This is a genomic window from Microcoleus sp. bin38.metabat.b11b12b14.051, from assembly GCF_013299165.1.
In the GTDB taxonomy this organism is placed as follows: Bacteria; Cyanobacteriota; Cyanobacteriia; order Cyanobacteriales; family Microcoleaceae; genus Microcoleus.
In genome coordinates, this window is record NZ_JAAFKD010000033.1 from 21199 (window position 1) to 40177 (window position 18979).

At 45.6% G+C, this 18979-nt stretch carries 18 protein-coding genes and 1 pseudogene; 10 read left to right on the forward strand and 9 right to left on the reverse strand.

All coding sequences use genetic code 11. The features are described from left to right. Nucleotides 1–371: 371 nt before the first annotated feature. Together QZW47_RS25310 and QZW47_RS25315 are read right to left on the reverse strand one after the other, a co-directional pair. Complete coding sequence (locus QZW47_RS25310) at nucleotides 372–521, reverse strand: hypothetical protein (RefSeq protein WP_293133395.1); 150 nt, start codon at nucleotides 519–521, stop codon at nucleotides 372–374. A gap of 13 nt (nucleotides 522–534) precedes the next feature. Continuing rightward, a complete protein-coding gene (locus QZW47_RS25315) occupies nucleotides 535–1773 on the reverse strand; it encodes a HetZ-related protein (protein WP_293133397.1) in 1239 nt (412 codons plus the stop codon). Between the two features lie 124 nt (nucleotides 1774–1897). On the opposite strand from QZW47_RS25315, the gene QZW47_RS25320 reads away from it, so the two are divergent. Next, nucleotides 1898–2125, forward strand: a complete 228-nt coding sequence (locus QZW47_RS25320; RefSeq protein WP_293133400.1) for a hypothetical protein — start codon at nucleotides 1898–1900, stop codon at nucleotides 2123–2125. A gap of 178 nt (nucleotides 2126–2303) precedes the next feature. Here the strand turns inward: QZW47_RS25320 and dtd are convergent. Both dtd and QZW47_RS25330 read right to left on the reverse strand, forming a co-directional pair. Continuing rightward, nucleotides 2304–2758 (reverse strand): annotated as a pseudogene (gene dtd / locus QZW47_RS25325) (D-aminoacyl-tRNA deacylase). A gap of 135 nt (nucleotides 2759–2893) precedes the next feature. Further along, on the reverse strand, nucleotides 2894–4036 hold the full coding sequence (locus QZW47_RS25330; protein WP_293133403.1) for a GTP-binding protein: 1143 nt from the start codon (nucleotides 4034–4036) through the stop codon (nucleotides 2894–2896). A gap of 113 nt (nucleotides 4037–4149) precedes the next feature. Between QZW47_RS25330 and QZW47_RS25335 the strand changes: the two genes are divergently transcribed. Continuing rightward, nucleotides 4150–4290, forward strand: coding sequence for a hypothetical protein (locus QZW47_RS25335; protein ID WP_293133406.1), 141 nt, complete (start codon nucleotides 4150–4152; stop codon nucleotides 4288–4290). A gap of 115 nt (nucleotides 4291–4405) precedes the next feature. Here QZW47_RS25335 and QZW47_RS25340 read toward each other — a convergent pair whose 3' ends face one another. Both QZW47_RS25340 and QZW47_RS25345 read right to left on the reverse strand, forming a co-directional pair. Continuing rightward, nucleotides 4406–4807 carry a fasciclin domain-containing protein gene (locus tag QZW47_RS25340; protein WP_293133528.1) on the reverse strand — a complete coding sequence of 134 codons (402 nt, stop codon included), beginning with the start codon at nucleotides 4805–4807 and terminating at the stop codon, nucleotides 4406–4408. 214 nt (nucleotides 4808–5021) lie between these two features. Next, the gene (locus QZW47_RS25345; protein WP_293133409.1) at nucleotides 5022–5210 is read right to left on the reverse strand and encodes a hypothetical protein; all 189 of its coding nucleotides are present in this window, start codon (nucleotides 5208–5210) and stop codon (nucleotides 5022–5024) included. Nucleotides 5211–5251: 41 nt separating this feature from the next. Between QZW47_RS25345 and QZW47_RS25350 the strand changes: the two genes are divergently transcribed. From QZW47_RS25350 to QZW47_RS25375, 6 genes are all read left to right on the forward strand, one after another. Next, on the forward strand, nucleotides 5252–6289 hold the full coding sequence (locus tag QZW47_RS25350; RefSeq protein ID WP_293133412.1) for an aldo/keto reductase: 1038 nt from the start codon (nucleotides 5252–5254) through the stop codon (nucleotides 6287–6289). 994 nt (nucleotides 6290–7283) lie between these two features. Then, nucleotides 7284–8576 (forward strand): glycosyltransferase family 1 protein, encoded by a 1293-nt coding sequence (locus QZW47_RS25355; RefSeq protein ID WP_293133415.1) that lies wholly within the window; start codon nucleotides 7284–7286, stop codon nucleotides 8574–8576. An 85-nt stretch (nucleotides 8577–8661) separates the two neighbouring features. Then, nucleotides 8662–9888: a UDP-galactopyranose mutase gene (glf, locus tag QZW47_RS25360; protein WP_293133418.1), complete on the forward strand. Its 1227-nt coding sequence runs from the start codon at nucleotides 8662–8664 to the stop codon at nucleotides 9886–9888. Between the two features lie 234 nt (nucleotides 9889–10122). After that, nucleotides 10123–10479 carry an STAS domain-containing protein gene (locus QZW47_RS25365; RefSeq protein WP_293133421.1) on the forward strand — a complete coding sequence of 119 codons (357 nt, stop codon included), beginning with the start codon at nucleotides 10123–10125 and terminating at the stop codon, nucleotides 10477–10479. A 256-nt stretch (nucleotides 10480–10735) separates the two neighbouring features. Further along, nucleotides 10736–12619 (forward strand): glycoside hydrolase family 2 TIM barrel-domain containing protein, encoded by a 1884-nt coding sequence (locus tag QZW47_RS25370; RefSeq protein WP_293133424.1) that lies wholly within the window; start codon nucleotides 10736–10738, stop codon nucleotides 12617–12619. Between the two features lie 244 nt (nucleotides 12620–12863). Then, nucleotides 12864–13964: a beta-glucosidase gene (locus QZW47_RS25375; protein WP_293133427.1), complete on the forward strand. Its 1101-nt coding sequence runs from the start codon at nucleotides 12864–12866 to the stop codon at nucleotides 13962–13964. An 81-nt stretch (nucleotides 13965–14045) separates the two neighbouring features. Here the strand turns inward: QZW47_RS25375 and QZW47_RS25380 are convergent, their stop codons facing one another. The 3 genes from QZW47_RS25380 to QZW47_RS25390 all read right to left on the reverse strand — a co-directional run bounded on the left by QZW47_RS25380 (nucleotide 14046) and on the right by QZW47_RS25390 (nucleotide 16210). Next, a complete protein-coding gene (locus tag QZW47_RS25380; RefSeq protein WP_293133430.1) occupies nucleotides 14046–14780 on the reverse strand; it encodes a GTP-binding protein in 735 nt (244 codons plus the stop codon). A gap of 44 nt (nucleotides 14781–14824) precedes the next feature. Beyond that, complete coding sequence (locus QZW47_RS25385; RefSeq protein WP_293133433.1) at nucleotides 14825–15703, reverse strand: GTPase; 879 nt, start codon at nucleotides 15701–15703, stop codon at nucleotides 14825–14827. Between the two features lie 168 nt (nucleotides 15704–15871). Continuing rightward, nucleotides 15872–16210, reverse strand: a complete 339-nt coding sequence (locus QZW47_RS25390; RefSeq protein ID WP_293133436.1) for a hypothetical protein — start codon at nucleotides 16208–16210, stop codon at nucleotides 15872–15874. A 326-nt stretch (nucleotides 16211–16536) separates the two neighbouring features. Here QZW47_RS25390 and QZW47_RS25395 point away from each other — a divergent pair, with 326 nt between their 5' ends. Together QZW47_RS25395 and galT are read left to right on the forward strand one after the other, a co-directional pair. Beyond that, the gene (locus QZW47_RS25395) at nucleotides 16537–17028 is read left to right on the forward strand and encodes a helix-turn-helix domain-containing protein (RefSeq protein ID WP_293133439.1); all 492 of its coding nucleotides are present in this window, start codon (nucleotides 16537–16539) and stop codon (nucleotides 17026–17028) included. Nucleotides 17029–17291: 263 nt separating this feature from the next. Next, entirely contained in the window at nucleotides 17292–18377 is a 1086-nt protein-coding gene (galT, locus tag QZW47_RS25400) for a galactose-1-phosphate uridylyltransferase (RefSeq protein ID WP_293133442.1), read from the forward strand. Nucleotides 18378–18979: the final 602 nt, after the last annotated feature.

Sequence of the window (18979 nt, forward strand, 5' to 3'; positions counted from 1 at the left end):
CCTCGCTTAATCTGGGTTGATACCGATAATTATTGGTGGCGACACACCCTACCTCGGTGAAATCATCCTCGTGATGAATTGTCAGGTGCGTCGCTCGCTTAATCTGGGTTGATACCGATAATTATTGGTGGCGACACACCCTACGTCGGTGAAATCATCCTCGTGATGAATTGTCAGGTGCGTCGCTCGCTTAATCTGGGTTGATACCGATAATTATTGGTGGCGACACACCCTACGTCGGTGAAATCATCCTCTTGATGAACAGGTAAAAACCTCTAATTTATTTTTGGTAGCAACGTTTTTTTCACTTGGTATAAAAACAAATTCCCAGGCATAACCTGGGAAAAAAAGATATTACAAATAATGTTGTTTTAATAAATTGAATTTGCCGGAAAGTGGCGATAATTGGGTAATAATTGAGCAGCGCTGGTAGAGTTGAGAGCGGACTGCGGGGCGGGCATTCCGGTTCCGGTGCCGCACCCGATCGCATTTTCCAATCTCAATAAAACACTTGCGTTCATGTTGGATCACCCGTTATGCTTGACTGCTGTTGCGAGTCTGGCTAGCCAGATCCAACAACTGCGCCCAGCGTTTTTGAACTTGTTTGGGGGTGCATTTGAGTGCGGTGGCGATCGCCTTGTCGCATTCTTGATTGCGCTTCATTGCTAACAGTTGTTGTTGTTCGGGCGACAGTTGAGCGCGAAATGCTTCCCATTTGTCGGAATTCATGCCCAGTTTTTGATCGACATCAGCACCCAGCCATTCGTGGACGAGCTTCCAGTTTTGAGTGCGGGCAAATTTTTCGACGTGGTACTTAAAGCGTTGTTGCAAGTAGTCGCGCTGGCGAGCAGACAAACCGAGAACGCGATCGATTTCGGAAGCCGAAAGGTCTTGCAATTTCAAAGTCAAGTAGCTGACGCATTCGGGCTGATTTTGGGCTTCGAGATAGGTGATCAATTCAGCGACTACTCGATCGCGCAACACAGCATCAGCAGGATCGACAGTTTCCGAAACCATTTGCTCGCGGACTTGTTGCAGCGCCGGAGAGCGGCTGTACATTTCTGCATCTTCTCCCTTGCCGGATTCTACAGCCATTTCAATGTCGATCGCAGTTTCGGGAGGTTGGCCCTTGGCAAATCCTTGAGCGCGAAGCACGATCAGGCGTTGGCGGTTGCGGCCGGGTAAGCCGATTTGACGCTTGGCGTAGTGTTCGGTAAAAGCCATGTACTCAGCCAATTCAATCTGCGTGCGAGGAGTGTAGTTGAGATCCAGTTGGTGTTCGCGGCGGAAGGCCCGCAAAGCTTCGATGTAAAAGCCTTGCAAAAAGTCTTCAATCATGTTGTAGCGAGCTTGGAAGTTCAAGTTAGAGCGGAACGAAGCAACGTGGCGGTAAATCATCGCCGCGAGGTGAGAGTGCAATTCGACGCGGCCTTGTTTGGAACCGAGGTTGTAGTATTGCAGGATTTTTTGCAACCGGTGCTCGGCCAAGGTGATTTGCCAAGCTTCAACTTCGCCGGAAATTTGGATGCGATCGCTTTTTTGGCAAATCCGTTCGACTTCCTTAGCAATCCGCATCGCCACTGTTTGAGCGCTGCGGCTGGAATTTTTCATCGATCCTTCCAATTCTTTGAGCGCGAATTGGGCTAAAGCCATGACATCGATGCTCGACACTGTATTGATTTCGGCGGTTTGCTCGGTGGAGGCGGCACTCAAGAAGTTGAGGTTAGAAGCGGTGTGGCAGTTGACGGTGTTGGTGGCAGTTTTGATAGTCATGGCGTTTATCGGGTAGTAGCGTAGAGTGGGCGAGGAGAACAGTTGCTGGCGGTTTCGCTTGCTGTGCTGATTCAACTCTCTATACATTGAATATAGGTTCGTAGAGATAATCGCAGTGATGTCAGTGTTCCACTCTCTCATGCAACAGTTTTTGGCTGCTGAATCTGATTCTAAGCACTGGTTGTGGAAGATTGGTTTTATTGCCCTTAAAGCCTTACTATACAAGCATTATGAGCTGTATTTACGCAGGGCGATCGCTCCTCGGATAGAGGGCGATCGGGAGCCGTTGAGTGGACAATTTACTAACTGGCCCTGTGAGGTGGTTTTGGGCGTTGGAGATTTGTGGAATTGAGAGCCGGCAGAGTGTAGAGAGCTGCACTATCTTCTGAAGCTACGCCCCAGCAGTTGTCAAACCCGGTGAATTTAGAAATTTGCTTTAAAAAGACGCAACGGATTTTTTTGAACGAACCGCGAAGACGCAAAGGACACGAAGGAAGAGAAGAGAAGTACACAGAGACCTGTCAAACAATTCACCCTGCTTCTCTCTCCAACACCAAAGTGCTGGGCCGTCATTATCTATAGAGACTTGCATCGTGGCTCCAAACAGCCCTGTTTCGACTTTTAAGCCGCTCTGGCGCAACTTTTCGACAAATTTTTCATAAAGTTTTTCGGCGGCTTCTGGGGCGGCAGAGCGATCGAACGAAGGCCGCCGACAGGCGCGACAGTCGCCGTAGAGCGTAAACTGACTGACCACCAGCAACTCGCCGCCGATGTCTTGTACGGACTTGTCCCAGCGGCCAGCGTCGCTAGCCGAGTCGGGAAACAAACGCAAATCTAGGCATTTGCGAGCCATCCAGTCGAGTTCTGCTTCGGTGTCTGTGTCCGCAATACCGACAAGCAAGTTGAGTCCGCAGCCGATTTTGCCGACAATTTCACCGTTAACTTGAACTTGAGATGATTTGACTCGCTGGATGATGACTCGCATTTAAAATCAGAAATATTTCCATATCTAACGGTTTGTAGTGAGGACTTTAGTCCGCATCAATCAGAGGACTAAAGTCCTGACTACAAACCATTAGTGGTTTTTGCAACCAAATGTCTCTGGTTAATTTTCTCTTCTTTAGTTTTTCCCAAAACCTTTGCCGCGATTGGGTGAAGGGAGACAGAGACAGTTTTCGATTTGCGATCGCAAAGTCTCGGTATCCAAACCCTGACCGATCAGAACAAGCTGGTTTTTGGGTTCACCTTTCCACTGGTCGTCATCCATCGAAAATCGCTTACCGCTCAAGTGAAAAATATGCCGTTTCGGACTTTCCTCAAACCACATAATCCCTTTGGCGCGAAACACGTTTGTTGGCATTTGGTTGTCTAAGAAATATTGAAATTTTCTCAGAGAAAACGGCTTGTCGCTTTGGAAAGAAATTGAGGTAAATCCGTCATTTTCTAAATGGTGGGAGTGGTCGTCATGGTCGTGATGGTCGTGATGAGCGTGGTCGTGATGGTCGTGATGAGCGTGGTCGTGATGGTCGTGATGAGCGTGGTCGTGATGAGCGTGGTCGTCATGATCGTGATGGTCGTGACTGCTATGAGTTTCCTCAGATTGGAAATATTTGTCAGATTCAAACAATCCGACGCTGAGGACTAGCGGTAACGGAACTTGCGATTTTACTGTTCGCAGAATTCTAGCACCTTGTTTGACATCGCGAATCTTAACTTCCAACAAATCTAAATCTGCTTCTTCAACCAAATCTGTTTTGTTGAGGATAATTATATCGCCGTAAGCTATTTGATTGTAAGCTGCTTCTGAGTTGAACAAATCTAAGCTGTAGTTGGCTGCGTCTACTACTGTAACTATTGAATCTAGACGGGTCATATCGCGCAGTTCTGTGCCTAAAAAAGTCATCGCTACTGGCAGCGGGTCAGCTAGCCCTGTGGTTTCGACAACTAGATAATCAAGATTTTCTTGACGTTCTAAAACTTTGTAAACGGCATTCACCAAATCTTCATTAATCGTACAACAGATGCAGCCGTTGTTCAGCTCAACCATGTTGTCGTCGGTGGTGACAATCAGTTCGTTGTCAATGCCGATTTCGCCAAATTCATTGACCAAAACTGCTGTTTTCAAACCTTGCTGGTTGGTCAGGATGTGGTTGAGCAGGGTTGTTTTGCCGCTGCCGAGAAATCCTGTAATGATGGTAACGGGTAAGCCGTGTTTGGGAGCGTCCATCGCTCTGTCTGTCTCGGACTGGGTTATAGATTCCATAGCTTAACTGTCAAATAATGTCGATCGCACTTTTCTTGTGCTTCTCATTCTATCTTACTTAAGCCCAGCCCTCATCAACTCGGTTTATGGGCTAAATATTGGTCTTGGGCCGCATGGAATCTACCATCAATCGCCAATGGGCCCCAGACTACAAAGCCCGCTGGGTTGAACCTGTTTTCCCGGTAAATCCAGCAGCGACAAATTTGGGGCAGATGTTCGCCAGTGCGATCGACTCTCAAACCACTGCTCTATAATAATTTTAATTATGGAATTGCCTAAAATATTTAAATCTGAAATATACACTAAAATAGGGCGGTGGCTAACAACAGCCACCGCCCTCAAGATAGTTTATGCTATCTAAATCTGTGCTTACGCAGGAAGCAAGACTGCATCTATGATGTGGATGACGCCGTTATCAGCAGCAACGTCGGCTGCGGTAACAGTAGAGTCATTGATTTTGACGCCATTGGAAGCATCAATTTTTACTTCTGAACCTTCAACTGTTTTGGCAGATGTTAGCTTGACTACATCAGCAGCCATAACTTTGCCAGCAACGACGTGATAAGTCAAGATTTTTGTGAGCTTAGGAATGTCACTAAGCAGTGCTTCTACAGTACCTGCGGGAAGCTTAGCAAAAGCTTCGTCTGTAGGAGCAAAAACTGTGAAGGGGCCAGCGCCTTTGAGGGTATCTACTAAACCAGCAGCTTGGACGGCAGCAACTAGGGTTGTAAAAGAGCCTGCCGAAACGGCGGTATCAACGATGTCAGCCAAGTGAGTCACCTAGGTTTTGTATTCTGTAAATTACTATAACGCTAAAAAGTTAATTTAGCTACATATATTTTTTCTAGCTCGTTCTGGTTTTCTGATATAAATAGCCACATCTTTTTGGAAAAATTATTTAATAAAAAACCTATCTTAAGATAGATGAAATCTACCTTAATTTACTGTATTTTTAAGCAAAACAAGGTGATACTAAATACATCAGTCAGCCGATCGCACGATTGGCGATCGACCGCCCCGGGCCGATTGGACTAAATGCCAGGGCGATCGCCCGCGGGCCCCGCCAGCTAGGACATTTTGGCTGACTTAGCAAACCATTCAACATCGAGAACCGCGAAAATCGTAGCGCACCAGCCAGCCAGCCACCACGGATCGCAACAGTTGGGAAAATCACGATCTAGACTGTTAACAGCCACGAACTAATGGATGGGTGAAATGAGATACAAACTACTAGGTCACAGCGGACTTCGCGTTTCTGAAATCTGCCTCGGAACCATGACTTTTGGGGAAGACTGGGGTTGGGGCGGTTCTTACGACGAAAGCCGTAAAATGTTCGACGCCTTTGCAGAAGCAGGCGGCAATTTCCTTGATACCGCCAATCTCTACACCAACGGTACCAGCGAAAAATATGTCGGCGATTTCATCGCAGGCGATCGCGAAAAATGGGTAGTTGCTACTAAATACAGCCTCAACATGAAAAATGGTGAAATCAACGGTTTCGGCAACCACCGCAAAAATATGGTACAAGCAGTAGAAGCAAGTTTGAAGCGGCTGCAACTTGAATACATAGATTTGCTGTGGCTGCACGTTTGGGATTTTACAACACCCGTCGAAGAAGTGATGCGCGCCTTTGACGATTTGGTGCGCGCCGGCAAAATTCTCTACATCGGCATTTCCGATACGCCAGCTTGGATTATTTCTGCTTCAAATACCCTCGCCAACCTGCGCGGTTGGACACCATTTATCGGCTTGCAAATCGAGTATTCTTTAAAAGAGCGAACTCCCGAACGGGATTTGCTACCAATGGCCAAAGCCTTCGATATTGGCGTCACAGCCTGGAGCCCCCTAGCAGGTGGCTTGCTGACAGGAAAATACAACATTGCAGAAACGGCCGGCGAAACTAAACGGCTTAATTCACCTGAATCTGGAAAAATTAGCGAACGCGACCTAAATATTGCTGCTGAAGTTAGTAAAATTGCAGCCGAAATTGGTAAACCTCCTTCTCAAGTAGCCCTAAATTGGCTGCGCCAGCAACCAATCGATGTGATTCCGATTATCGGTTCCCGGAAACTCTCGCAGCTTCAGGAAAATCTCGCTTGTTTGGAGTTTGAACTAACCCCCGAAAAAATGCAGCAGTTAGACAAAGTAAGCGCCATTGAATTGGGTTTTCCCCACGATTTCTTAAAGAGTTCGATGGTGCAAGATTTTGCCTTTGGAGGGGGAATCGCCAAAATTGACAGCCACCGACTTTAACCTCGCTGCTATCTTCTAGCCGCGGGTTTACGCAGATATTGACGAACCCGTCCTCACAGGGATGATTGAGATTTGTACTCTGGGCGTGACTTTAACATCGTGCCCAGATTACCAATCTCGTCACCTTAGTTTCTGGCTCCATACTCGCGTAAAATCCTAGATTTCTCGTCGCTGTTACCCGGTTTCTCCGGTATTGTTGAGAAGGCTGCCAGATGCGGGTTTCCAGCTAATATATAAACTACTATTTTAAAATCTATCTGAAGTCAGAAACCTCTCAAAAAAATTGTATATTAAGATACAAAAGTTCTAGACCAGCGATCGAATCTGTTTCAAAAAGGCGCGGTTTTTCAAATCAAACGACCACAAAAATTCGTAAACCTAACCTATCCCGAACGCCCGTGCGTTTCGGAAGGGTACGGAATCGCAAATTTTCTCTCATCTCCCAATAAAACTATAAAACTCACTCAGCGTTCACCCCTGTTAAAAAACAATCCCGCGGTAGGCAAGCTTCAAACCCTTAATTAATCAGTCATTCCCCATTTTTAATTTTTTAAATGCTTAAACTTTTCAATTCTTCAATTCTTCAATGGTATAAACCGGTACCTGCGAGTTAGGAGTCATTTTAGAATAGCGATCGGCATTTTAACCGCTTTTCAACAAAGGGTGCAAGCTAGGCACGCTCTGATATCGAAGTCATCCTTCAGATAGAAGTAATGGCAGAAAAATTGGGTTAGATTTAACGAGAATAGCAAGTATAAGAATATTAACTTATCTCCTGTTTCAATTCTGAAAAAAGCAGATAAGCGTGTTTTTAAGCAGCAAAGCAAATGCTTAGCTTTGCCCTATGAATGCGGCGCTTGCTAGTCAAAACAAATTCTCAGATAGCTGCTTGCCACTTTCAGTAAGACACTACTGAGAAGGATATACTCTTGACAATTTTGCATAGCTCAAAATTCCCTGACGGCTGTTAATTTACCAATTCCCGAGGCTAATTATGTCCCCCCCACACAAACCAGGAAACAAGAATTATAACAATAACGGTAGAGCATGGGAGATCCGATTTACCTCAATAGATACAGCCAAATCGCCCTCTCAATTCGCTCCCTCAGCCGCCAATTTATCAAAAGCTGCTGCTTTAGATGCACCTGATTTAGTTTGCTTGTCTCATTTGCGGTGGAACTTCGTCTATCAGCGTCCGCAACATCTCTTGAGCCGCTGTGCTAAAAATCGCCGCGTATTCTTCGTAGAAGAACCAGTTTTCACCGCGTCGGGGGACTGGCGGCTGGATGTCAGCATCCACGAAACCGGAGTCTGGGTAATAGTACCGCAACTTAGCGAAGGAATTAGCGAACAAACAGCACAAACTGCTCAGCAAGCCATGCTGGATGACTTTTTTCAATCAGCAGAAATTAGCCAGTATATTCTCTGGTATTACACGCCCATGGCTGTGAGTTTTACCAACCACTTAAAGCCGCTAGCTGTAGTCTACGATTGTATGGACGAACTGTCAGCATTTCACGGTGCACATCGGGATTTAAAAGCAAATGAAACCCAACTCTTAAAGCGGGCCAGCGTCGTATTTACAGGCGGACACAGCCTGTACGAAGCGAAACAGCAGCAGCACCCAAACATTCATGCTTTCCCCAGCAGCATCGAAAAAGAACACTTTGCTACAGCCCGAAATCTTTCAGAAGCACCGGCGGATCAAAAAGACATTCCTCACCCGCGTTTGGGATTTTTTGGCGTTATAGACGAACGCATGGATATCGAACTGCTAGGGGGCATTGCCCAAGCGAGGCCGGACTGGCATTTAGTCATCATTGGCCCGGTGGTTAAAATTGACCCGGCAACTCTACCAACTCACCCAAACATCCACTATCTGGGCGGCAAATCTTATCAAGAACTGCCAGGGTATCTGGGCGGATGGGATATAGCAATGCTGCCGTTTGCGATTAACGAATCGACTAAGTTTATTAGTCCGACGAAAACTCCCGAATACCTCGCTGCCGGCAAACCGGTGATTTCTACTCCCATCCGCGACGTGGTGCGCCCCTACGGAGAAAACGGCTTGGTTCGGATTGCGAGCAATGTTGCAGAATTCGTTGCTGCTGCTGAAGAAATTTTGAGCGAAACTTCGGAAGCTCGCACCAAGTGGCTGAGCGAGGTAGACGCTTTTTTAGTAGACAATTCTTGGGACAATACTTGGGGCGAAATGCTGCAATTGATCGAAAGTGCGATCGCAGACAGAAAACCCAAATCAGAAGACCGAGTGAAGGTGTTAAGTTAGAAAGTTTGAGGCTTAATACTCAAAGATACTAACTTTCTAATTAGGAATTACCAATTAGCAATTACCAAAAGTTAGAGGTGTTTTAATGTTTGACTATTTAATTGTCGGAGCCGGATTTGCAGGTAGTGTGATTGCCGAAAGACTAGCAACTCAGGCGGGTAAAACAGTCTTAATAATTGATACCCGCAACCACATCGGCGGCAACGCCTACGACCACTACGACAACCACGGCATCCTCGTACACAAGTACGGCCCCCACATTTTTCACACGAATTCGCGCCCTGTTTTCGAGTACCTTTCGCAGTTCACCGAGTGGCGGCCCTACGAACACCGCGTGCTCGCCAGCGTTGACGGTCAACTGCTACCAATTCCCATCAATCTTAACACAGTAAACAAACTGTACGGACTGAATCTAACTTCATTTGAAGTAGAAGATTTCTTTGCAAAAGTAGCAGAACCAAAGGATTACATTCGTACTTCCGAAGATGTCGTTGTCAGCAAAGTCGGGCGCGAACTTTACGAGAAATTCTTCCGCAACTACACCCGCAAACAGTGGGGAATGGATCCGTCGGAACTTGACAAATCAGTAATTGCGCGCGTGCCAACCCGCACTAACCGGGACGATCGCTATTTCACCGATACTTATCAAGCAATGCCCCTGCACGGCTACACTCGGATGTTTGAAAAGATGCTGGATCACCCCAACATCAAGGTGATGCTGAATACCGACTACCGCGAGATTGAAGGTTTTATTCCTTACGGCGAAATGATTTATACCGGGCCGGTGGATTCCTATTTCAATTATTGCTATGGCAAATTGCCTTACCGTTCCTTGGAATTCAAGCACGAAACGCTGAACGTACCCGTACACCAAGCAGCACCGGTGGTAAATTACCCCAACGAGCATTTATATACTCGCTGCACGGAGTTTAAATACCTCACAGGACAAGAACATCTCAAAACTAGCATTGTCTACGAATATCCCCAAGCTGAGGGAGACCCTTACTACCCGGTTCCGCGTCCGGAAAATGCCGAGATATACAAGAAATATAAGGCTTTGGCTGATGCAACTCCGGGAGTTTCTTTTGTGGGAAGGCTGGCAACTTACAGGTATTACAACATGGATCAAGTTGTCGCGCAAGCTCTGACAACTTACACTCAAATTACTACCAAGCCTGTGATTGAATTCGTGGAAAACCTTAATGGTTCTGCCGCTAACTTAAGCTTGTCAAATTCCGTTACCGAAATGCCAGGGATAGCTGCCGCAGAAGTCGCCACTGTCAACGGCAACGGCAAATCTGCTAGCAACTAAGGAGCACAAATTAAATAACTTACAATTTTAATTGTTATTGTGGGGTGTCCCGCCCGCCCTTGTGAGAGGGGCGGGCGAGACGCCAACCCCACAAACTTGTGCAAGTTATTAAATTTTAATTGCTAAGCGGTAGCTGTGATTTGGTAAGGGCAGAAAGATCGGGTGCGGCCGCACGCACTCTACTCGGCTTTACTCAAAAGTTATCTAACAATTCAAACTAGGGTTGAGGTGAAAATGAGCGTTCTCGTTAAAATAGTTTTGTCTCATGAGGTTTTGGAAAAGTCTCAATTTTTTCAGTTTCAGAAAGAAATAGAGCGCCTAATTGAAAGCGGTGGCAAAATTCTGATGCTGGATTTCTCAAACATCAATTTCCTGAAAAATTCCGAGTTAATGGCTGTAGTGGCGATCGTCAAATTAGTTAGAGACAGCGACTGTATACTTTTGATATCGGCGATGAGCGAACAAGTGAGAATGCTATTTGAACTCACCGGGCTAGAACAAATATTTCAGTGTTTGCCGCCTGCGGAAGAACCTGCTCTCAAAAGTGACCTAGCTGAACCTTTAGGAGGCTTGCAAACTGTAGCTAGCTAAACTTTGCTGTCAATACTCAGGCGGATGGTAGCGATCGCAGGGTGGGTCAGTGAGAATAATAGCTCGACTTTAAGAGCTGTTAGCTGACTGACACACCCTACAAGTCTAGAATAGCGCGACACCAGAGCAAGTAAAGCTCAGGCTGTTTATAAGTTAAAAGTTTTAATTTTTTAACTATAAATTAGCTGGCAAAAAACTTGTGAAAGTCGGGGAAATTGTCGCTAACCTATAAACATAACTTCGGGTAGATGTGCCGATGAGTTGGTTAGGTAGAGAACTAGAAAATTGCGATATTGAAGAGTCTTCCGCTCTCGACAGCAAGGTGACTGTTCAAGGGCGGAAAACAGGTTATCCGCGCCCCCAATTGCGCCGCAGCAACTGGATTTGTCTCAACGGTAAGTGGAGGTTTGCTTATGACGACACGGGACGCTGCGTGCAGCCGATCGACATTACCGACTGGACTCGCACTATAGAAGTGCCATTTGTTCCCGAGTCAACAAAAAGCGGGATCGGCGACACGAATTTTCACGCTAACTGCTGGTACGATCGCGAATTTGACGTACCCCGCACAGAAGGCAGAGTTCTCCTCCACTTCGGCGCCGTAGACTACCGCGCCCGAGTCTGGGTAAACAATCAGTTTGTCATCGAGCACGAAGGCGGGCACACTCCTTTCACCGCAGATATTACAGCAGTTCTTAACCCCATCGGGCCTTCTCGGGTGACAGTCTGGGCCCAGGACGACCCGCAAGATTTGGCGAAACCGCGCGGGAAGCAAGATTGGCAAGTTGAACCCCACAGCATTTGGTATCCGCGTACAACTGGCATTTGGCAGACTGTCTGGGTAGAATTGGTACCTCACACTTATATCGATCGCATCCGCTGGACTCCGCAGTTTGAACGCTGGGAAATCGGTTTTGAAGCGTTTGTGGCTGGCGATCGCCAATCCGGAATTCAAATTAAAGTTAAACTGTCGATCGGCTGTTTGCTGCTGGTCAACGATACCTACGAAGTCATCAACGGCGAAATCCACCGCCGCATCGCCCTTTCAGACCCGGGTATCGACGACTACCGCAATGAACTGCTGTGGAGTCCCGAAAAACCGACATTAATTAACGCTCAAGTGGAGTTGTGGGCCGACGGCAAACTGCTTGATGAAATTAAATCCTACACCGCGATGCGGAATGTTAGCATTCAGCGCGATCGCTTCATGCTGAACGGCCGCCCCTACTACCTGAGACTGGTGCTCGATCAAGGTTACTGGCCCGACACCCTGATGACTGCGCCCTCCGACGAAGCCTTGCGCCGCGATGTCGAATTAGTCAAAGCAATGGGTTTCAACGGCGTCCGCAAACACCAAAAAATCGAAGATCCGCGATTTTTGTACTGGGCCGACGTGCTGGGGCTGCTGGTTTGGGAAGAAATGCCCAGCGCCTACCGCTTCACTCCCAAGGCCGTTGACAGGCTGACGCGGGAGTGGACGGAAGTTATCGATCGCGACGCCAGCCATCCCTGTATCGTAGTCTGGGTGCCCTTTAACGAATCTTGGGGAGTTCCCAATTTAGTCGAATCGCCGGCCCACCGGAACTACGTACAAGCGCTGTATTTCCTGACCAAAACCCTCGATCCGACTCGCCCCGTCATCGGTAATGACGGCTGGGAAAGCACAGATACTGACATCCTGGCGATTCACGACTACGACAACAACCCGCAAACTGTAGCCAAACGCTACGGGCCCGAAGTCCAATTAGCCGATTTATTCGATCGCGGGCGTCCCGGAGGGCGCGTCCTCACTCTGGACGGCCACCCCCACCAAGGACAGCCGGTGATGCTGACGGAATTCGGCGGTATCGCCTGCGCGGGGCGGGAAAACCCCGATTTTCACCGGGTTTGGGGCTACGTGCGGGCGTCTGATACGTCAGAACTGCAAAAGCGCTACACGGCGCTGTTGCACGTGGTAAATCGAGTGGAAATGTTCAGCGGATTTTGTTACACGCAGTTGACTGATACTTTCCAAGAAGCTAATGGTTTGCTGTATGCCGATCGCACTCCTAAGTTTCCCCTACAGGCGATCGCGGCGGCAACTCTCGGCTGGGATATTCCCGAAGAATTTTCGCAGTCTGAAGGTATTAGTCAGTGCTAATTGGGCATGGGGCATGGGGCATGGGGCATGGGGCATCGGCCAAACAGGGCATCGGTTATTAGTTATTAGTTATTAGTTATTAGTTAATTGCTAACAATTACCAATGTCTAAATTCCTAATGCCCAATGTCTAAATTCCTAATGCCCAATGCCCGATGCCCGATGCCCGATGCCCGATGCCCGATGCCCGATGCCCGATGCCCCATTCCTCATTCCCCATTCGATCGATGTTTCAAAGTTTTTTTATGGGCGGTTTTGAATGTTCCACGCACAAATTGCGATCGGGAAAACGCCTCGATGTCACAGCCGCCACCGGCCATGATAAATTTGCGATCGCCGACTACCAACGGTTGCAACAGCAAGGCATTTACACAGTCCGCGAAGGCCTGCGCTGGCACTCGATCGAACAGTCGCCGGAACAATACGATTTTTCCAGCGCCCTGCCAATAATTCGCGCCGCCCGCGATACCAAAATGCAGGTAATTTGGGATTTGTTTCACTACGGCTGGCCCGACGATATTGATATTTTTAGTCCCGAATTCGTGTCGAGATTTGCCAAGATGGCGGGCGCTTTTATGCAAGTGCTAACCAACGAAACTGACCAAACACCTTTCGTGACACCTGTCAATGAAATTTCATTTATTGCCTGGGGCGGCGGCGATGTCGCTTATATCAATCCCTTTGCTAGAGGGCGGGGAGACGAACTCAAAATTCAGTTAGTCAAAGCTGCGATCGCAGCGATAGAATCTGTTTGGGAAATCAATCCCCGCAGCCGCATCGTTCAGATTGACCCCGTAATTAACATTATTGCCGATCCTGACAAACCCGAGGATCGAGAGCTTGCAGAAGGTTATCGCTTATCTCAATATCAAGCTTGGGATATGTTGGCGGGACGCTTTCGCCCGGAGCTCGGCGGCCAGGAAAAATATCTCGATATTATTGGGGTGAATTATTACGATCGCAATCAGTGGATTCACAACGAACACCCGATGAAATACACCGATCGGCTGTACCGCCCGTTTGGCGAGATGCTGCAAGAAGTGTTCGATCGCTACGGCCGCCCCTTATTCGTCGCAGAAACAGGCACTGAAGACGATTTTAGACCTGTCTGGTTTAATTATGTGTGCAATCAGGTAGCGGCGGCGCTGAAAGCAGGAGTGCCGATCGAGGGAGTCTGTTTGTATCCGATTGTCAACCATCCGGGTTGGGATGATGACAGGCACTGTTACAATGGTTTGTGGGATTATTGCAATGAATCGGGCGATCGGGAAATTTACCAGCCTTTAGCAGAGGAATTGCAGTATCAACGGCAGCAGATTGAACCGCTGCTGAAGTCGCGCGATTGATAATTGCTTCTGTAGGGTGCGCTTCGGCGCACCTTATACTATATTAAATTTCATCTTGTTTGATTGTTCTTGATTAACCTTTTATGTCCACTGGTCTATGCGTGCTTTCAAATTTTGAGCAATCGCTGTCATTAAACTGTCTAAGTTATATTCCTCTGTTGCACTATAGTACAATATTTTATTTTGGGAAATCCCAAAACAATCAGATATAATTTTAATTTTTTTGTTAGCATTTTCTAGCTGTGCTTGACTCGGTTTAAATGGTTTACTCCGGTTTATAGGTTCAATTTTATCTACTAAATTAACAGCAATAATTACTTTGTCTCTTTGCTTTTTAGTTGGAAACAAACGGCTAAATGTCTCTTGATCAACAGCCAAATCTCTTTGATCTGCCCGCAACAAATAAACCACAGTATCGCTGAATTTTAAAAATTCGGAATATAATTCAATATACTTCCTATCTAAAGCTATTGACTCACCAATTCCAGGTAAATCGGCTAGTGAAAAATAATATAAATCGGTGCTTTCATGAATTTGGAACATAGCAGATTGGCACTCTCTTGTGCAACTCTCAATATCACTTGACTCAAATATCTGTTGTCCAAGAATATGATTGACAGTTGTAGATTTACCATAACCAGTTTTGCCAATAAATATGACCTGAAGGCAGTATATTAGCCTGTCTTCACTCGTGAGATGCCATTTTCTTTTATCTGAATGTTTCAAATTTTGATTTTTCAGAAAGTAAAAACATGGGTATTTGATCAGCAAATTGTCTAGCAAGTCTTTATATTTTACATTGACATTTATATCCATGTTGTCATCCTAGATAATCTCGAAATTAATTAGAGGCGAGGGATTTAAAAGAACCACTTTAAAAAGGTTTTAGCAACTTTAAACAGTGAACCAACTATGGGAATAGACTCTATTGCTGCTGGAATAACTTCTGTGACAATATTCCACGCAGTCTCCCAAAATCCTTTTTCTGCTTTATTTTTTGTTGTTTCTGAAACATTTTCTTTTTTTACATTGCGGGCAAATGTAACTTTTTTATCTTTGGGTAACGCAAAGACGATTTCATCAATTAAGCGAACTAAATTGTATTTTTCCCCAGCAGAAACAGCAATAATTTTAGACACTGGCGTTGAAAAAAATCTTGACACAACCGATAACTTTGCATCAATATTTTGCAGTTGATTTGGGCCTGGTATGTGATTTTTTTCATCCCATTCTCTGAAAGGTTCTATTTTGTCTACTTGATTGACCACAATAAAAAATACTTTCCCTTGATCGAGATGTGGCTTAACCACATTTTTGTAAAAAACTTCATCTGAGGTAAATGCTCTATCATCACCCTTGAGCAGCCACAACACAACGTCTAATTCTGGTAATAGCTTCGCATAAAGCTGTGCGTATTCCTTATCTCGTTCCTGACTTTCTCCTACTCCAGGTACATCAACTAACTTAATACCTTTTGAATTTCCCTGCCCTATTTTTAATAATATTTCTTGGGGATTTCTCGTGCAAGCTTCAATATCGCTAATAGCAGCTATATCTTGACCAAAAAGAGCATTACACAAACTGGATTTACCTACTCCTGTTTTACCAAAAATACCTATTTTTGGCTCATAGGATAATACTTGGGTGATTTTTTCAGTAATTCTTTGACGCTCTTCATGAGTGATGAGTAATCCTGTCTGTGTAAGTGAATCAAAAAAATCAGAATAATCAAACTTCATTGTGTTGTCTCCATAAAATAGTAACGATTAAGGTTCCCACGGAGAATGAGCCAGCAAGTACATTAGTCATCCAAAATGTTTGACTCTTCTCCAAGAGATAGATGCCGTGCGTAAGTCGTGTTCGTCTTTAGAAAGAGATGGTTGACGAAGCCTAATTCTACTTATCTCTTAACAGCCAAACTCTTCGTCAAGTTTGCGTTTCATTTCCCCAGAGATAGGTAAATTCCGAATTTCTCCGCATAGACGCGATTTTGATTCTCCGTTTTGAAGGCGCTGTTTGTAAATCCCAATTAGCAATGCTTCAAGACCATACTTAGACAACATCTCTGTAGCTAAACCTATCATTCCAAGCATTGCAATTCCGCCTAACATACCTGCTGGGCCACCTAACGTTGCTAAAGCTGCTGTAATTGCAGCCGCACCTGCTAAACCTGTAGTTGCCATCACAATTACCAGCATAATTGCGGGTAATCCCAATGCCGCAGCTTTTCTAACAAATTCATCCATTTTACGATACATCACTCTTTTAATTAAAAAGTCTATTCATGCCCTGGATAGTCAAGGGCTGCTCTGACAGATGTCAAATCAGCCTGGTCTTTGAAAGGACTAGACTTAGCTATTTCGGTAATTGAAGTCTTCGATGGCTTAATAACTCTGCTCAGCAAAAAAATGTACCCCGCAAGAAGTGAGCCTTCCCCGGATTTTAGGTGTAAAATTAATCACGATCCTGCTTTTTTTGATACTAACCTAACCAAGCTTAACAAAGAAACTAACAAGCACTAGGAATTGTGTTAGACTTTGATTAGGAAAAATCCAAAAACCTATCTCCTCCAATGGCATCCTCTAACGATCGCTTCCCCCAAGCTGCCCGCGACTGGGACTTAGAAACCCTCTACACAGACTTAGCATCCGCCAAGGGAAAGCGGCTCACGCCCACAGAGAAACAACATCTACGTGGTCTACTCTGCGGCCACAGTCCTACCGAAATTGCCGAAACGCTCAATAAAAACCCCAAGGGAATTGCCGTAGATTTTTGTAATACTTTATACCAATATGTTAAAAATCTTGTAGGTAAAGCTGATGAAAAGGTAGAAAACTGGAGGAAGATTTGTGAATGGCTGGAGGACGCAGGATATAAAACTCTGTCGTCTCCCGAACCTGAATCAGGCGATTGTTTACCAATAAAATTCTTAATAAAAAAAGCAAATGTAATTGTTGATAAAAATCAAATTATAGTTGATATCAACCTGCGAATCGTAGCTTCCTCACCTTCAGAAATTCCCATTATAAAAAGCTTCGATATCAATGGCAATGGTTCAAACTAAAGGAAAAGCGATCGAAGGGCTCAGCTAAATGTTCAACCTTGAGTCCGCCAGGGGTTGAAACCAAAGCATCCCCATGAGTTTAGGGGCGAAGCATTTCGGAAGATAATTTATTTGTCAGAAGCAGAGATTTACTGCCGGAATGCTTCGCCCCTACGGAGATATTTGGTTTTGAACATAATTTGCGACTTTAGGTAGGGGCGAATTCTCAAGGCACGAAGTTATACTTCTAAAATCTCTCAAAACCGATCGCCCGCCCGAAAAAAATGCACTCCCAAATATTGCAAAAACCAGACGGCCGCCCGCTGACACTGTACAGCCGCAACCCAATCCCAGAATGCATCGCGGCGGTAAGTCCCAGCAACGAACCAGTCAAGGCAAACCCACATTTTCGCTGGCATCCTTTGCGGGGGGAGTGGGTAGCATATGCCAGCCACCGCCAAGGCAGAACCTTTATGCCGCCGCCGGAATACAACCCGCTGGCTGCTACAATTAACCCCACGTTTCCCACAGAATTACCCCCTGGTAAATACGACGTAGCAGTTTTTGACAACCGCTTTCCTTCGATGACTTTGCAAGCCCATAATCCACCTGCAAGTATTGTGGAAACTTTGCCTGCTAAGGGCATTTGCGAAGTCGTTGTTTTCACCCAAGATCCGCTGGCTTCTTTGGGTTCTTTGGAGTTAAGTCACTTAGAATTATTGTTAGAAGTTTGGGCCGATCGCACTTCAGTGATTGGCAGCAATCCCGAGATTCAATATGTGTTACCGTTTGAGAATCGCGGTGTCGAAGTCGGAGTAACTTTGCACCATCCCCACGGTCAAATTTATGCTTATCCGTTCGTGCCACCGGTGCCCGCGCGGATGTTAGAATGTCAGTCGGTTTACTATCAAAAAAATAACAGCGGTTTGTTGCAAGATTTGATTCAACAAGAGATAGCCGACAAACAGCGCATTCTGTATTTAGACGAAGATGCGATCGCCTTTGTGCCCGCTTGCGCCCGTTATCCTTACGAAGTGTGGATTGCGCCGATCGCACCAGCAGCCACATTTATCGATCTTACCGAAAAACAGCGTCAATCGCTTGCTAAAGCCTTAAAAACAGTCGCCCTTAAATATGACGGTTTGTGGCAGCGTCAATTCCCTTATTTGATGGCTTGGTTTCAAGGGCCCACCGACGGAAAGCCTCACCCGGAGGCGCATCTGCACGCTGAGTTTTATCCGCCCTATCGATCGAGCGATCGGCTAAAATACCTAGCAGGAACCGAACTCGCCGCGGGAATGTTTGCTAACGACGCTTTACCGGAAGAAAAAGCTAAAGAATTGCAAGCCATATCTGTTAATCTATGTTAATAACCTTGGTTCGTAGTGAGGACTTCAGTCCTTCTTTCTTACAGTAAATTTAGGTTAATAACTTCCATAAAAAAGGTTCGTAGTGAGGACTTCAGTCCTTTTTCTTACGGTAAATTTAGGTGAATAACTTCCATAAAAAAGGTTCGTAGTGAGGACTTCAGTCCTTCTTTATTACAGTAAATTTAGGTTAATAAATTACACAAAAAAGGTTCGTAGTGAGGACTTCAGTCCTTTTTTTTACGGTAAATTTAGGTAAATAACTTCCATAAAAAAGGTTCGTAGTGAGGACTGAAGTCCTTCTTTATTACGGTAAATTTATGTTAATAAATTACACAAAAAAGGTTCGTAGTGAGGACTTCAGTCCTTTTTCTTACGGTAAATTTATGTTAGTACCTTTAATAAAAAAGGTTCGTAGTGAGGACTTTAGTCCTTCTTTATTACAAAATTTCAAGAAGGACTGAAGTCCTCACTACGAACCTTTTAGGAAGGACTGAAGTCCTCACTACGAACCTTTTAGGAAGGACTGAAGTCCTCACTACGAACCTTTTTTAGAAGGACTGAAGTCCTCACTACGAACCTTTTTTAGAAGGACTGAAGTCCTC

What these genes read in the sequence shown, in the direction of transcription:
- QZW47_RS25370 (WP_293133424.1), top strand. Translation starts at nt 10,736, where the DNA reads ATGAGTTGGTTAGGTAGAGAACTAGAAAATTGCGATATTGAAGAGTCT.
- QZW47_RS25315 (WP_293133397.1), bottom strand. Translation starts at nt 1,773, where the DNA reads ATGACTATCAAAACTGCCACCAACACCGTCAACTGCCACACCGCTTCT.
- QZW47_RS25365 (WP_293133421.1), top strand. Translation starts at nt 10,123, where the DNA reads ATGAGCGTTCTCGTTAAAATAGTTTTGTCTCATGAGGTTTTGGAAAAG.
- QZW47_RS25355 (WP_293133415.1), top strand. Translation starts at nt 7,284, where the DNA reads ATGTCCCCCCCACACAAACCAGGAAACAAGAATTATAACAATAACGGT.
- QZW47_RS25390 (WP_293133436.1), bottom strand. Translation starts at nt 16,210, where the DNA reads ATGGATGAATTTGTTAGAAAAGCTGCGGCATTGGGATTACCCGCAATT.
- QZW47_RS25310 (WP_293133395.1), bottom strand. Translation starts at nt 521, where the DNA reads ATGAACGCAAGTGTTTTATTGAGATTGGAAAATGCGATCGGGTGCGGC.
- QZW47_RS25380 (WP_293133430.1), bottom strand. Translation starts at nt 14,780, where the DNA reads ATGGATATAAATGTCAATGTAAAATATAAAGACTTGCTAGACAATTTG.
- QZW47_RS25375 (WP_293133427.1), top strand. Translation starts at nt 12,864, where the DNA reads ATGGGCGGTTTTGAATGTTCCACGCACAAATTGCGATCGGGAAAACGC.
- QZW47_RS25395 (WP_293133439.1), top strand. Translation starts at nt 16,537, where the DNA reads ATGGCATCCTCTAACGATCGCTTCCCCCAAGCTGCCCGCGACTGGGAC.
- QZW47_RS25385 (WP_293133433.1), bottom strand. Translation starts at nt 15,703, where the DNA reads ATGAAGTTTGATTATTCTGATTTTTTTGATTCACTTACACAGACAGGA.
- QZW47_RS25350 (WP_293133412.1), top strand. Translation starts at nt 5,252, where the DNA reads ATGAGATACAAACTACTAGGTCACAGCGGACTTCGCGTTTCTGAAATC.
- QZW47_RS25335 (WP_293133406.1), top strand. Translation starts at nt 4,150, where the DNA reads ATGGAATCTACCATCAATCGCCAATGGGCCCCAGACTACAAAGCCCGC.
- glf (WP_293133418.1), top strand. Translation starts at nt 8,662, where the DNA reads ATGTTTGACTATTTAATTGTCGGAGCCGGATTTGCAGGTAGTGTGATT.
- galT (WP_293133442.1), top strand. Translation starts at nt 17,292, where the DNA reads ATGCACTCCCAAATATTGCAAAAACCAGACGGCCGCCCGCTGACACTG.
- QZW47_RS25330 (WP_293133403.1), bottom strand. Translation starts at nt 4,036, where the DNA reads ATGGAATCTATAACCCAGTCCGAGACAGACAGAGCGATGGACGCTCCC.